This window comes from Halovenus anhuiensis (genome assembly GCF_037080055.1).
Taxonomy (GTDB): domain Archaea; phylum Halobacteriota; class Halobacteria; order Halobacteriales; family Haloarculaceae; genus Halovenus.
This window is the reverse complement of the sequence record NZ_JBAOJI010000002.1, coordinates 167,460-182,045: the sequence shown is the minus strand read 5'-3', so window position 1 is coordinate 182,045 and position 14,586 is coordinate 167,460. Positions and strand designations below refer to the sequence as shown.

Sequence of the window (14,586 nt, the reverse complement as noted above, 5' to 3'; positions counted from 1 at the left end):
CTATGAAAATAAACAAGCTGGTAATCACCGACTTTGGACCTTATCGTCGAAGCAACAAAATCACGCTTACATCAAGTGACGACTCCCCCATCGTCCTATTCGGTGGAAAAAACGGTGCAGGGAAGACCACACTGTTCGAGGCCATAGGATTCTGCTTACACGGAAAGTCCGCTCTTGGCCGCCGAACTGCCAGAAAGGAGTACGAACAAGCCATCCGAAGCAAACTACACGAATACCCGGACGGCAAGGCAGACGAAGCATCAGTCCGCCTGGAGTTCGAGTATGCCCACATGGGCGAAGTCGACCACTACTCAGTCGAACGCTCATGGCGGGACAGAGGCAAGAGCATCGCAGAAGAATTGGAGGTTCGGAGAAATGGACAGGTCCCCTCCGAACTAAACGAAGATCAGTGGCAGGACTTCCTAAAAGAACTCGTCCCACCTGGAGTCTCACAGCTGTTCTTCTTCGACGGCGAGAAAATCCAGGAACTGGCATCCGCAGTTGAATCCGATGCCGACTTCGAGGACTCTATGTACTCCCTCCTTGGATTAGATCTAATCGAACGACTTGACACCGACCTTTCCATCTACATATCGCGCAAACTGGATGAAAGCGGAGTCGAAGGAATCAAAAAGGAAATTGAGGAACTCCGAGATGAACGAGACGAGTTCAATCAGGAACTCAAGGATCTAAAACAGGAAAAGGAGGAGAAGGAAGAAAGACTACAGGAACTGGATTCCCAAATCGACAGCAAGGAGTCCGAACTAGCTCAAGAAGGCGGTTCATACGCTGACAAGCGAGAAGAACTGAAGGAGCGTCGGGCAGAACTCAACGCCAGCATCGAACAACACAAAGACCAGATCCGGGAAATCGCTATGGGCGCGTACCCGTTCACTCTGGCACCGGATCTGTGTGAAGCAGTCGTCGACAGGCTTAAAACCGAGACAGAAAGGCAGAACAAGGTAACCGCCAGGGACGAACTCACTGACGAACTCAACGACGTTCTTGATGATGACGAAGTCTGGCAGGAAACCGATGTCCCTAATGACCAGGTCGGGGAAGTCACTGAACGCATCCAACAAAAGCTCCAAGGCCGTCTCGAAATCGACGAGGAAAAACCAGAGCTTGCCCACCAGTTCTCCGAAGCACAACAACAGGAAATATACTCACTCGTCGACAAGGCCTTGAACGAAGTCCCAGAGCAGCTGTCAGAGGCAAGCGAACAACTGGAAGAGGAGACTCGGGAACTTCAAGAGGTGGAAGCTGGTCTCGGCAAAGCACCTGATAAAGAACTGATCTCCCCACTTATCGAGGATCTGAACGAGCTGACTGAAGAAAGAGGTGCGATCAAGTCCCGGCTGGAAGAGCTCGAAGAGGAAATCAGCAAGGCCCAGACCAAGCTCGAACGCAAGGAAAACGAGATCGAGAATAAGCTGGAAAAGAAAGCACGTGTGGAAGATGTCTCGGAACGGGCAAACCTAGCTACAGACGTACGTGACGCGGTTCAAGACTTCCGGGAAGAAATCGCTAAAAGGAAACTCCGGAAGCTTGAAACCAAACTTAGTGAACGCTATATCACACTCTCCAACAAAGGCGAGTTCTACGACAAGATTGAGATAGACGAAGAAACGCTCGATATCTCTATTAAAACTATTCACGGTAACAAGAAGCCGCACACCGAGCTTTCAGCCGGTGAGCGACAGATTTTCGCAACCTCCCTACTCTGGGCACTGGCAGAGATCTCCGACCGTCCGCTCCCGTTCATTGTCGACACTCCTCTCGGACGCCTCGACAACGATCACCGGGACAACCTCATCACCCACTTCTTCCCAGAAGCAGCGCACCAAGTCATTATCCTGTCCACCGACACCGAGATCGACGACAGCCAGTACCAGAAACTCGAAGGCTACATCTCCAACGCTTACCACCTCGAATACGACGAAACAGAAGGCAAGACAGTAGCCTCAGAAGGCTACTTTTGGGAGAACGATGACGAAGATCAAAAATCCCTGGAGGAAATCACTTCATGAGCCAGAATTTTAACCGCATCACAATTGGAGAAGACGCAACCAACCGGTTGAAAATGCTGCAAGCCAACACCGGTATGACCCCGAACTACCTGTGCCGCATCGGGTTCTGCTACTCCCTGAGCGAACCTCGCCCACCTAATCCAGAGCAATACGACAACGACGGCCAGACCTTTAACCGGTACACACTCCTTGGGGAACACGACGCCCTCTATATGGCTCTCCTCAAGGAACGACTGATCCAGGAAAACAAAGATCCTGAAGAAGACCTGTACGACGAGTTCGTCGCACACCTCAACAGAGGAGTAATCAGAGTCCACGGGAACGTCAGAGACCTAACCGATCTCGAAGATCTGGTACCCGGAGAAGTGAAAGGGAAGGCCGCCCAACAGAAAAGATAACATGACTTCTGACGTGGAAACGCCAATCTATCTTGACCATCACGCTACCACTCCCGTAGACGAAGACGTTGTCAAGGAGATGAAACCATACTTCACGGAGAACTACGGGAATCCTGCGAGTGAGGATCACATCTACGGGGCCAAGGCCAAGAAAGCGGTCAATGAAGCCAGAGAACGGATTTCAGAGACGGTAAACTGCCGTCCTGAAGAAATCATCTTCACCAGCGGAGCCACCGAGTCAGATAACCTGGCCATCAAGGGAGCAGCAGAGTACGCAGCGAAACACGACGAAGGCAGCCACCTTATTACAGTTGTTACCGAACACGAAGCTGTACTTGAAGCCTGCGAAGCACTGGAAGAGAAAGGGTTCGACGCTACGTACCTACCCGTAGACGAACAGGGCACAGTCGACCCCAGTGACGTAGAAGACGCCATTCGAGACGATACCGTGCTGATCTCTATCATGGCCGCCAACAACGAGATCGGCACCACAGCACCACTCAAGGAAATCGGAAAAGTAGCCAAGGACAACGATGTCTTCTTCCACACAGACGCAGTACAGGCCCTCGGCTACCTCTCTATCAACGTCGAAGAAATGGGGATTGACCTCATGTCTATCTCAGGCCACAAAATCTATGGGCCGAAAGGTATCGGAGCACTCTACGTACGCCGCAGAAACCCGAAAGTCAAGCTTGAACCACTGCTTCACGGCGGCGGCCACGAACGAGGATGGCGCTCCGGCACCCTCAATGTCCCCTCCATCATGGGCTTCTCAAAAGCCGTAGAACTAGCTGACAAAAACATGGAGGAACGCACCAGCCACGTCGACGAACTCTCTTCCTATATGTGGGAACGTCTCGACGACGAGCTGGATGATATCATCCTGAACGGCCATCCCGACGAGCGGATACCCAACAACCTGAACATCAGCTTCACTGGCGTCGAGAACAAGGCTCTCGTAAAAAATCTGCAACCCGATATAGCAGTCTCAGCGGGATCAGCCTGCACCACCGGACAGGTCGAAGCCTCCCACGTCCTCCAGGCCATTACCGACGACAAAGACAGGTGGCACAACACCATCCGCATCGGCCTCGGCAAAGACAACACCAAAGAGGAAATCGAGTACGCTACCGACGAAATCATTAATATAGTCAACAGGCTCCGCAACCTCACCTTCTAAACCCATGACCCAGATACAACAGCTCCAAGGCAAGATCGTTGACGAACTCGGTGTAATGGAAGACGACATCCACGTCACCAGAGACGAAGACACAATGACGTTCTACCTCCCACCCAATAAACTGGAGGACGCCGAAAACACTCTTGACAGAGAATTAGAAATGCTGGAGGAACACGATCACAAGTACCTCGTCAAAGCCGACATCCAGTGAATCCAATCAGGCTTCAGTCGTCATCATCCGTTACTTCAGCATCCGGTCGATGGTTCTGGTGCATCGTAACCACTTCAGTCCGGAGTGTTGAGAGAGTATCTTTTGGCCCACGGACTAGGTCGTCGATGTACTCAAAACCACCATTTGCATATTCCTGAACTATTTGTGCTACCTGACTGCCATCCTTCAGAATCTCAGCATCATCAGCTTCCTTCGCTGCAACAGACTTGACGATCCACTGCTCGTTTTTAGTCAAGGCACTCCAAGGAATGGTCCCCTTCCTTGAGTCAAGAGATTTCTGAAGCCCCTGATCATACCCGATACCCAGCGACACCATGAACACCTTGCTCATCTGCTGACCTGCAAAAGGCGACCCACTGTCCTCGTCAATCAATTCTTTGTAGCGGTCACGCTTATCTTTCTCAATAACAAGGTCGCGTGGGATCTCTGTCTCCTCAATCTCGTCGATCATCTTTCAACCACCTCAGTTTTTAACCCGCTATTGTTCAACAGGTACTCATTAGATATACTATCCTTCATTCTACTTTCAACCTGCGTAGTGTACTCTGAGTCTGTCATCAGGAAAGTCAGTTGCGTACCCTCTATATAGTCCGGGATATTTTCGGCAATTCTTTTCCGTGGTTCACTGGATATCCTGCCCAAAGGAGTGTCAATAACGATTGGAGCCTCGAATCCGCTTATACTGGTGAGTGCTGACATGAACGACAACGCCAAGACCTGCTTTTCCCCAGCAGAGAGAGAACCAATCTTGTCCATTCCGAACTCGTCTAGAACTCGGATAGTATAATCCTCCTCCAAGACAATCTCGTACTCTTCATCTTTCCAGATCAGCTGGTTGAAGTACTCCTCTATTTTCTCCTGAGCCTGACTACGGATCTCAGCAAGGACTGTCTGTTGAATATCATTAACGTGTTCAATCGACTGTTCCAAGAACTCCAGTTTCTTCACGAGGTCCTGGTGCTTCTCCTTCTTTTTTAATTCCTCAGTCAACTCCTTATCTTTCTCATCGACCTCATCCTGCTTCAACGCGATATCCTTCACAATATTCTCTTTATTGTCTTCCAACGTCTCCTCACGATCTTCTAACTCATCAAGCTGATCTTCTATGGCATCAACGTCGATATCTTCGTCCGAGGTATCGAACTGCTTCAACTTCTCTTTAATTTCGTTGATCTCAGTCTCTGTGTCATCAATTTCTTCCTCGACATCACGGATCTGCTGCCTCAAATCCAGAAGCTGGCTTACCTTCTCAGTACCAACATCCTGGATACGCGGAATCTCACTTTTCCCCTCCAAGTTTTCATCTTCATCAAGACCCTGCTCCACCTCCTCAAGAAGTTCGTTGAGCTCGTGCTCGTGTTCCTCGTCTATCGGCTCTCCACAGATACACTCACCCTCATCCAAGAGATCTCGGATAAAGTAGTCCTGAATCCTCGGAGGCAGTTTCCCTTTTTCATGAAGCTCGTTGATCTGCTCTAAAGTGAAATCAAGAGCATCGTAACAGTACACAATAGGAGCTGCCTCAGCTAGGACATCCCCAGACCTGTTCTGAAGATCTTCCTTCCGACTCCGGAGGCTCTTTAAACGATCCTTCGCCTTACTACGTTGCTCCTGCTTGCTCCGGATGTATTTGTCATCACTATCCTCAAGCTTCGATTCCTTTTCTTTGATCAGTCGCCTGGTCTCGTTGAGGTTAGAGACGATTTTTTTCTTTTCCTCTTTCAAATCATCCAGTTCGTCTTTCCTCTTATTCAACTCTTCCCGGATTTCATCTTCCTTCCCGGAGAAATCATCCTTGTCCTGTATCTGGTCACGAACCCTCTTCAGGTGCTTCTTCGATCTCTCCAGAAGATCAATATGAGAAACGTCGACAATACCTTTCTTCACATTCTCCGAATACTCCTCTTCAAAAAACGTGTCAAGCCGTTCACCGTCAAAAAGATAGTAATCACGGACATCAACAGGCATAATCTGATTTAGATGGGCGATAGGGTCGTCCTTGATATCCCAATCAGTTCTCTCCTTCCGCTGCAGTGTCAGATCCTCAGAAGCGTCGCTAAATTGGTTTTCTCCTTTCTTAACCGTCGTAAAAGACCGTTTGAACCTGTACTCCGGCCTGTCTCGACCAAACCGGACCTCCACGTACCCATTCAGTTCCTCGCCTTCATCTAAATCTTCCAACTTGTCCCGGTTACCGTACGGATATACGCTCAATCCTTCTTCTTTCGACTCCTCAAGATGTTCTTCGGTATCGTAAAGACAGAAAGTGATGGCATTCAGAAGATTCGACTTCCCAGAGCCGTTTTCTCCCTCTATAACATTGATATTCTTCTTATCGTCGGTTTCAAGCTCAATACGTTGCTTTCCGTGAAACTGCCTGTAGTCTTTTACCTCCACAGAGTGAATCTGTATTCTACTCATCTTCTAAGACAATATCGTCAAGCATGTCTTTGTAGTCGTCACTGTACCGAGGCATAGGCTGGTCAAGATTATCCCTCTCGAATTTCAAAATTTGCTTGATGAACGCTTTCTGGTCCTCATCATCTATTTCATCGACTTTGTCCGTGATTAGACGGTTGACTTCTGGTTTATCCATGGTAAGTCCTCTTTTTGTTGCCTGAAATATTCCATTCAACTGCTAGTTCTGCGGATAGAGTAATGATCACGCGCTACACCTCATATATTGTTCGGACTGTTTCAATGGCGTTCCTCGCCTCAATTTCGTTGTCAGCATTTGATGCGAACTCATCAAACCTGTCCAGTTCCTTCAATAAGATCCTTTTTTCAATTTCTTTGATCTCAGGATTCAAGTCGTCTGATAGAGATGGTACCACAATAATGTCATGTATTGTAGCTTTCTCTTTCCCCTCATAATGCCGGAGAACACGCCCTCTCCGCTGAATAAACTGCTTGGGGTTACCAGTACTTGACATTAAAATGGCTTCCCGAGTTGACGGCACGTCCACCCCTTCATCCAAACACTTCATCGCAACCAAAGCATCGTAATTCCCTCTGTCAAATTGCTCCAGCAATTCTGGACGTTCACTTGCTTTCTCTGCCTGAGTGAACTTGTGATGGAAAATACCGTGCTCATCCAAAATCTGCTGTGCTTGATCAATCTGCTCATCGTTAGTATAGACTAAGAGATGATCCGGCTCATCAATCCCCTCCAAAATCTCATGAAGCTTGCTGTACTTGTTCTCCGCCTTCTTGATCAAATCAGCCCGCTCCATCCTCATATTCTTTACAATTTCGTCCTCAACATCATCACTCGCAGCCATCCATCCCAAATCACTGCTTATCTCTTCGTAGTCGTGAAGCTCGTCTGGCGTCATCTCCACAAAGTACGGCTTGTACTCGTACGGCGTCAAGTGTTCAGGAATCGCCTCACCCAACGTGAGCTCGTAAACAACCCCGTTGAAATAATCCATCAAGAAGTCAGTACCTTCCTCATCAAAGTATCTCTGAGGCGTAGCAGAAAGCCCGATCCTGTAATTGTAATCTTCCAGCAAGCCCTTCTTTCTTTCTTCAGACCCAGATCCGTGAACTTCATCAGCAATCAACAACCTGTCACAGTTTAGCTGCTCAATCTCCGATCTGAAGTGCTCATCTGAAAGAGTATCGTGAGTAGTAAGCAAAATCGCTATATCCTGCATCTCAATCCGGATATCGTCAAGAACTCTTCCCATATCCGACTTCCAGTTAGTGTTGACACTGCCGAATATCATGTAGACTTCTTCATAATACCCCCAGTCCTCCAAGTCATCTCTCCACTGAAAAGCCAAGTGAGTGTTAGGTACAGCAATAACCACAACCATCGGATGCCCCTGCTTCGCAAAGGTCTGATCCATAGCACCGATAGCCGTGTAGGTTTTCCCAGTGCCCGTAGCCATCTCAAAAAGGCCGTGCCGACCATTATACCGCCACTGGTTCACCGCCTCCTGCTGATAATCACGCAGCGTGATCTCATGATCTCTCGCACTCATCGGACTACCACCTGACCGATCACTGTCATAAGGGGCGTCGTCCGTCTCTCTCAATTCAGCTATATCTTCGCTTACTCCTTCAGGAAGAGAATACACAGAGATATCCTCTTTCCTATCATTCCACAGATCATCAAACCGCTCCTCGTGTTTCTTTATTCTTTCAGCATCCCGATCACACGCCCAATCACAAAAAACATCGTACGACTCGTAATTGTAGAACCCTTTCTGGCTATCATTTTGAGACCCGTGAAACGCCATTTTACCGCCGTAGATGCCTGTGACAATACCCCACTTATCGTGAAAGTCACCATAGATATTGCGGCCATCCGGAACTGCAAATTTGATCTCCAGGAGACCATCAGCAATCATCCAAGCAACAGTATTCAAAGTATCCTCCTCCAGCCCCTCCTCTAACTCATCAATACCTCGCTCAAGCGATTCGTAGATGACTTCGTTCCTACGGCCTTCCTCACCTTTCTTGAATGCCTCCCAGTCATCTTCCTCCAAGATCGGACTGATAATCCACTTCGCTTTTCCGCCATTAGAGGCCAGACCAGCTATACCCCTGGCAGCGTTCTTCAACCACCCACTGGTAAAGTAACCTACACCCCTTTTGTATTCAATCGCCCGCGACAGAATAGGATTATAGAAATCGTGTATGAAATCTGTCTCAGAAGTCTCAATAACCGGTGGAAGGTCAAGCTCATCCAATCTAGACCCTACGGTGTTCCCTGATACAGTCACTTGTGATACCTCTGGTACTAGTAATCTTGAACCGAGGTCTGTATAAATCCCCGGTAGCGGTCGGATAATTGATATCGGACTGAAGAAACACCACATATGATACTCGCCCGGCTCCGGATAGTACAGATCCGAGTCAAGGAACTCCTCTTCGAACACGTTGATCCACGTCCTGTACTCCGTATCCACAAACTCCTCAGCATCCAGAGAGTCGTAGTCAAAGTTCACGAGGCCGTCGAAATCAAAACTGTAGTCCGCATCGCCCAGTTTTCCACATAGTATTTCAAAGTGTGTGTCGGGCTATGTTTAAAATATCAACATGACCTGACCGAGCAGCAGCTACAGTCTGGACTCAATCAATTATATTTGGTACCGCTACATCTTGCTATACAATGGCTGATACTTGGATCGGTGTTACAGATAGCCGACCCACCCCCCTACTGAACTCCCTCATAGCATCGATTGAAAGCGGCTCGACTCCCGACAACATTCTCGTATTCGTACCGAAGAATGACGGAGAGGTAGTCAACTCCATCAAGGAACTAGTCGAGAAGGTCTGTCAGGAGTACGAGATAGACTCGGATATTGAGTTTACAGCGACTCCGTCGATATTCAAACCCCAGGAAGCCTCCCAACACGTAGTGGAAGAACTCCGGGACAGAAGTGACGAAGACACGAAAGCTGTTAGCATCTCCAGCGGATCCAGACTCATCAACGCCTGTCTGATCGCAGCCAGCGAAAAGCTCGATCACCTCTACACGTTAGAAGGCCCCGACCAGGCCGAACTGGAATCCACTTTTTATCCCATGATTCCACGTCCCCAAATGAGTCTGATAGACTTCCAAGAGAACTCAGATCTAGATCTAACCAGTCCCGGAGACAAGCAATCCTCCGACAAAGCCTACAAGATAACCCGCCAGCAGCTACCGCTCCTGTTCAACGCTCTCTACAGCACCGGAAACAAGACGATCTCAGTCGACCACAAATCTCCCCTCGTCTCTACACTCTACAAAATAGAGCTGGACCGCGGCAACCCTGCTTCCATCCGATTCACAACTGACTTCGACCAATACAAGCAGGAAAGAGACGAAGTTCGAAGACAGTACGGAAAGCAGCCTCGTTCAGAACTACCTAGCGCCCGATCTTTTATTGGAGCAATGACATCCAGCATCTTGGAGTTCGAAAACCAAGACGAAATCTCCGACCAAATCGATCCATTCCGAAACCGCCGTATCCAACACAGTAACACCGCTGCACTCGCCGTCTTCGACACTAATCTGATACAGTACTGGCCTGCACGACAACTTGGAGTAGCCCCTGAACTCGAACAAGGCTTGAACGGGTACGCCGTCATCACCGGAGTCAGAGACGAACTGATGGACTACGAAGGCGACGAGAAAATCAACAACACGAGAGCCCTCGAAGACGCCTTCGGCGGCGAATTTGGCGAACTATTTAATCAGCCCAAAGGAACACCAAGGCAGCTCCGTCTCGGAAGACAGTACTGGTCACGGCTTCAGAAAGAGCTCTACACTGAGAAAATACCCTCAGACACCGGCGACAACGCCATCACCGCGGCCTGTGAGAACAGCGGATTTGACCTCATACTATTCAGCAACGACTCCGGATTCATCTCCGCAGGACGAGATCGCGGATTACCGTCCGTCCTTGTCGATTTCCCTGAAACACTGCCACGGAGGAAAGATGTCACATGGCAGGACGCAGCGACAGCCCTCTACCTTCACGCCGTCCAGTTCGGCATACTGGAGCTGCCAAAAGTTGATCTCTACGGAGTCTGGCCGAGAAAGGAACCGGACGAATGGGAATCAGACACCCTAGCAGTCAGATGCCGAAGCCCTGTCGTCGAAAAACAACTCAGCCGATACCAGAACATGCTGGACGCAATCACCCAATAATCTCCGCCTCCGAACCCCCTGGAAAGGTATAGCATGGCCCAGAAAGCTTGATAATACTTCAACTCAACTGTTACAATAGTGGCTATTCGTATCGAGTCTCTCAGCGTAGAGAACCTCCGACGCTTCCGTGGCGAGCACAAGCTGGACTTCGGAAAAAACGAGGAAGCCAGCATCGACGTCGTCTGCGGAGCCAACGGTTCAGGGAAGACCACCTTAGCCGACTCAATCGGTCTCTGTCTTACAGGCGAGTTTGAAGACGAAGCACCTCTTGTCGCCTACGAGTTAGTTGACGAACTGTCGCCCGGCGACGAAGTATCCGCGAAAGTATCGATGACGATCTCGAACAACAATCTGGGCCAACGATACCGATTCTCGCGCAAATTCCAGACCTCGGAAACGCGCCGAGGACCCGTTAACTCGGTAGACTCGCTCCAAGTCCAGAAAGAAAAAGATGGTCAATGGGTCGACACAGGGTCAGCTGACGCCGTTAATACCGCCTTTCCACTTCCAGCATTCACTTTCTGCAAGCTGGACGCCGAATCCTCTCTGGGGATAGAGGATGCCTGGGGAGGAACTAGTTGGAGCGAACTCGTAGCCGATCTGGGAGACGCCGCAGCCCGGCAATCCTCCGCCCGAGGTATTGATCTGCCGGAGTACTTCGCCAACGACTACGAACTTGGCGATGAAATGCTCAGCCGGATCAACGACCTACTGGCCAGTATCGACGGTCGATACGTGGTCGAAGAAAGGCAGGACAGCTTAGTAGGCCGTCCAGCTGAATCGGAATCCGGTGGAGAAATCCAGAGCCTTGCTGCGGGAGAGAAGAATCTCATCTCTCAGGCTGCAGCCGTTGTCGCAGGTGAACTGATGCCTGCTTCCCCACCGCTGATTGGGGACTCGATGTTCGCCCGGGTTGATGTCGAAATTAGAGAAAAAGTGTTTGAGGTGATCCAACAGGCTGACCGGCAGGTTCTCCTGTTCGCTATCGAACCTGAACTCGACGGTCTGGATATCTCCCCACAATTCAAGTTGGAGCGTAATGAGAAAAGTCAGACGAGCAACATTGTTGCCAGCGATTAGCTGGAACCCTGTTCTAGTTCATAGAAACTTGTTATCAGAATAGATCAACTTCTGAGTTTATTTGGATACCACCACACAGCGCCGCTGTCTCCGACTTTTTTCATCTCTATGACCCCTTTATCGGCGAGTTTTTGTAGTCGGTCGTAGGTTCCTCGATGGCCGATATCGACTCCATCGGCTACTTCTGCTGTCGTTAGCACTGGATCAGATGCTTGTCGGAAGACTTCAAGGATATCGTCATCGGAGACTCGCGGTTTGCGACCGGGACCACCCATCTATCGGGAATGACAGAGCCAGCGGGATAGAAATTCACTCGTTGAGAAGAACTAGTTCTTCCAGAAGAATTAATACGGAAAAAGTTGATTGTTAACATATGTCAGTCCGAGAATCAGGTTCGACTCAATGCAAAGGCATGCCGGTTAGGGAGTCAGCTACGGGGCGGAACCTCAGGCAGGGGTACTATGGTTGAGATTCCAGATTCAGTCGCGTCCTATACTGATTGTTCTATTTCTACGATACATCATACGTTGCAGGCTTCTCGACGGAGATTGGCAATTGGGTTCATCGCTCACGAGGCAATTTCCTCAACTCCAATAGAAACAACTGAAACACCAACTAAGTCCCAATCCCAGAATGAGGAGGTTCTTGTATCAGTCCGGCAACTCGCAAGAGAGATCGTCTCGGTTGAGGAGGAAGTGTCTGTTGAGAAGGCGACGGGCGAACCCTACCATAATGTCTACACGGCACTAATCCAGACCCATTTACCAAAGCTAGATGACGTAGGTGCTATTGAGTATAATTCTAACCGGAAGACAATCACACCAGATCAGAATCTCCCTGCCTTGTCTATAGTTGCTGCAATCACGTCCCCAGTGGCGCAACTACTGTTCCATGATGCTGTGGCTAGATTACACGTTAATGGCACCCGTTCACGCTCAGACTCAATCAACGATTGACGATATAGTTCGCCATTCTGTGGGTAAACGATGGCAGTCAAACATTCACAGCGTACCCGAAGAGCGTTACTCTCAGTTGTTCAATACGTCGTCTCGGCACATAGCCGGATACGGGCTTGGGGGTGGCGGTGATGTCTGACGAGACAAGAGACCAAGCGCTAGCGAATCCAATTGAGACTACTGATCACAATAACTCTGGCTCGCTAGTTGACGAGCTCATAGAAACGGTGTCGGCAGAGACTTTCGAAACATGGCATTGTGAGCGCGAGTTTGCACGGAATATCAGGGAGGGAACGCCGTATTTTAATGGGCCAGCATCGGTCAAGTCACCTCAACGACTCAGCCCGAGTAGTCTTCTCCAATGTCATCGAAAGATAGCATACAAGCAACTGAACGCACCTGAAGAGTCGGCGGACCCAGAGGGTATCTTCTGGGTTGGGTCAAAGTTTGAAACAGACATCGCTGTACCGTTTTTACGGGACGCAGTGGTTGGAGATGACGAGTACATTACGAACTCTATCTGGGTGGATTTCACCGTTGAGACCGATGAAGGTGAACTATGCATTAAGGGTGAGACAGACCCGGTCGTTGTTGACGCTGACGCAAGGCCCCTACTCCTGACAGAGATCAAAACCAAGCGGTCAATCGAGTCTGTCGAGTCATCAAGCAGGCACCACAAAGCCCAAGCACACGCGTATCTGAAAGGCTTGTCAGAGAAATACGAGCGGAATATCACCGACGCGATTATCCTGTACGGAAGTCGGACAACACTGGATATTCGCGCATTTCATATTGAATTTGATCCGTTCTTCTGGCGTGACGTAATCGCCAAGTGGGCGGCGACACACAATAAATATCGACTGAATGAGACGCTTCCGCCAGCTGATCCAGAAGCCGAGTGGGAGTGTGACTTCTGCTCGTTCAGGACCCGATGCGGGAAAGCTGATACAGCGCACGAGGACATTGGGCCAGTCGGATTCATTCCGGGGTACGCGGAGTACCCGCGGGAAAAAGTCGAAGAATACCTGAACAGTCATGAAGATGCGGAGCTCACGCCGACTTTAGCACACTGTTATCCCAAGTTAGCGGGTACTTTTGAAGTCTACGACTGGCAGTGTGCAAGATGTGAGACGACATATCAGTGGGCCAAAATTGAAGTCACAGATGATTGCGACACACCACTCTGTCCTTCCTGCCTGTCAGAAGACACACCGGCCCCGTTGAGTGGCCCCCCACCCGCGGAACAGCATAATCTCACGGGAGGTGAACACGATGAATAGATGGAACGAATTGGAGACGTCCCGCAGAGCGTGGAGTTTTCTCGTAGTTGATGAAGTTGAAAAAGAGGGGGGCAGATTGTACGCCGCAGCATGGGCACTTGGTGACGGGAACGCCGATCACTTCCTCGGCAGTAACCAATACGAGGTTACTGACGTTGACGGTGAGGAGGAGTTGTTGGTGGGATTAGGTAAGGCATTGGATACGCGCCGATATCAAGACAGCACGCTCATCACACCGACTCAGAAAACGCTCTCCTTTCTCCGAGCCCGGTTTCTAACCACGGACGCGATCTCCCAGCCGACTTTTCGGGGATTCCGGCATATTGCACTTGACGAGTTACTTTCTGAGTACGTTGAAACCTCAGCAATAAACGACCACAAGGTAGACTTCGCTGAAGATGGGTTCGACTGGCAGACGGACGAAAATAGAGTCGATGGGGAGTCTGTCGTAAAGAGCCTCTGGGAATTGCGTGCCGAATTAGGTCCGCTGGTCCCGGAAGATGCTCTCTACGGCTCTCAATTATAGGTGATACGCATGGGAACTAATTCTGATTCCGACCACGATTTCACGCGTCGCAAGTTCACGATTACCGATACCCTTGACGACGACCTCAAGCGAATTGCGGATGACCACTATCAGGGCAACGTGAGTCTATGCCTTCGACAAGCAATCACCGATCATAGAGAGACGCTCAATGGTAACGGGCGCCTGACGCTGAAACAACTCTTACAGGCTCTTCAGCAAGTGCAGGATGACGTAGCCGACCTATCGAAGGAAGTCGAAACC

Annotated in this window: 13 protein-coding genes; 9 read left to right on the top strand and 4 right to left on the bottom strand. The window is 49.7% G+C overall.

Annotation, left to right across the window (positions count from 1 at the left end; translation table 11 throughout):
- Positions 1 to 2: 2 nt before the first annotated feature.
- Genes dndD through V8P86_RS06725 form a run of 4 tightly spaced genes read left to right on the top strand, consistent with a single transcriptional unit; the run spans position 3 to position 3,819 of the window.
- Positions 3 to 2,030: a DNA sulfur modification protein DndD gene (dndD, locus tag V8P86_RS06740; RefSeq protein WP_336326486.1), complete on the top strand. Its 2,028-nt coding sequence runs from the start codon at positions 3 to 5 to the stop codon at positions 2,028 to 2,030.
- The gene (gene dndE / locus V8P86_RS06735; protein WP_336326485.1) at positions 2,027 to 2,428 is read left to right on the top strand and encodes a DNA sulfur modification protein DndE; all 402 of its coding nucleotides are present in this window, start codon (positions 2,027 to 2,029) and stop codon (positions 2,426 to 2,428) included. The genes dndD and dndE overlap by 4 nt, the downstream gene beginning before the upstream one ends.
- A 1-nt stretch (position 2,429) precedes the next feature.
- A complete protein-coding gene (locus V8P86_RS06730) occupies positions 2,430 to 3,608 on the top strand; it encodes a cysteine desulfurase family protein (RefSeq protein WP_336326484.1) in 1,179 nt (392 codons plus the stop codon).
- A gap of 4 nt (positions 3,609 to 3,612) precedes the next feature.
- Positions 3,613 to 3,819, top strand: a complete 207-nt coding sequence (locus V8P86_RS06725; RefSeq protein WP_336326483.1) for a hypothetical protein — start codon at positions 3,613 to 3,615, stop codon at positions 3,817 to 3,819.
- A 13-nt stretch (positions 3,820 to 3,832) separates the two neighbouring features.
- Here V8P86_RS06725 and V8P86_RS06720 read toward each other — a convergent pair whose 3' ends face one another.
- The 4 genes from V8P86_RS06720 to V8P86_RS06705 all read right to left on the bottom strand — a co-directional run bounded on the left by V8P86_RS06720 (position 3,833) and on the right by V8P86_RS06705 (position 8,795).
- Positions 3,833 to 4,291: a DNA phosphorothioation-associated 4-like protein gene (locus tag V8P86_RS06720; RefSeq protein WP_336326482.1), complete on the bottom strand. Its 459-nt coding sequence runs from the start codon at positions 4,289 to 4,291 to the stop codon at positions 3,833 to 3,835.
- Entirely contained in the window at positions 4,288 to 6,261 is a 1,974-nt protein-coding gene (locus V8P86_RS06715; RefSeq protein ID WP_336326481.1) for a hypothetical protein, read from the bottom strand. Before V8P86_RS06715 ends, V8P86_RS06720 begins: the two co-directional genes overlap by 4 nt.
- Entirely contained in the window at positions 6,254 to 6,436 is a 183-nt protein-coding gene (locus V8P86_RS06710) for a hypothetical protein (protein WP_336326480.1), read from the bottom strand. The genes V8P86_RS06715 and V8P86_RS06710 overlap by 8 nt, the downstream gene beginning before the upstream one ends.
- A gap of 73 nt (positions 6,437 to 6,509) precedes the next feature.
- Complete coding sequence (locus V8P86_RS06705; RefSeq protein WP_336326479.1) at positions 6,510 to 8,795, bottom strand: DEAD/DEAH box helicase family protein; 2,286 nt, start codon at positions 8,793 to 8,795, stop codon at positions 6,510 to 6,512.
- A gap of 164 nt (positions 8,796 to 8,959) precedes the next feature.
- Here V8P86_RS06705 and V8P86_RS06700 point away from each other — a divergent pair, with 164 nt between their 5' ends.
- From V8P86_RS06700 to V8P86_RS06680, 5 genes are all read left to right on the top strand, one after another.
- Entirely contained in the window at positions 8,960 to 10,483 is a 1,524-nt protein-coding gene (locus V8P86_RS06700; protein ID WP_336326478.1) for a hypothetical protein, read from the top strand.
- A 78-nt stretch (positions 10,484 to 10,561) separates the two neighbouring features.
- The gene (locus tag V8P86_RS06695) at positions 10,562 to 11,563 is read left to right on the top strand and encodes an AAA family ATPase (protein WP_336326477.1); all 1,002 of its coding nucleotides are present in this window, start codon (positions 10,562 to 10,564) and stop codon (positions 11,561 to 11,563) included.
- 461 nt (positions 11,564 to 12,024) lie between these two features.
- Positions 12,025 to 12,519, top strand: a complete 495-nt coding sequence (locus V8P86_RS06690) for a DUF7344 domain-containing protein (RefSeq protein WP_336326476.1) — start codon at positions 12,025 to 12,027, stop codon at positions 12,517 to 12,519.
- A 131-nt stretch (positions 12,520 to 12,650) separates the two neighbouring features.
- Positions 12,651 to 13,799, top strand: a complete 1,149-nt coding sequence (locus tag V8P86_RS06685; RefSeq protein ID WP_336326475.1) for a CRISPR-associated protein Cas4 — start codon at positions 12,651 to 12,653, stop codon at positions 13,797 to 13,799.
- A complete protein-coding gene (locus V8P86_RS06680) occupies positions 13,792 to 14,325 on the top strand; it encodes a hypothetical protein (protein ID WP_336326474.1) in 534 nt (177 codons plus the stop codon). Before V8P86_RS06685 ends, V8P86_RS06680 begins: the two co-directional genes overlap by 8 nt.
- Positions 14,326 to 14,586 lie beyond the last annotated feature (261 nt).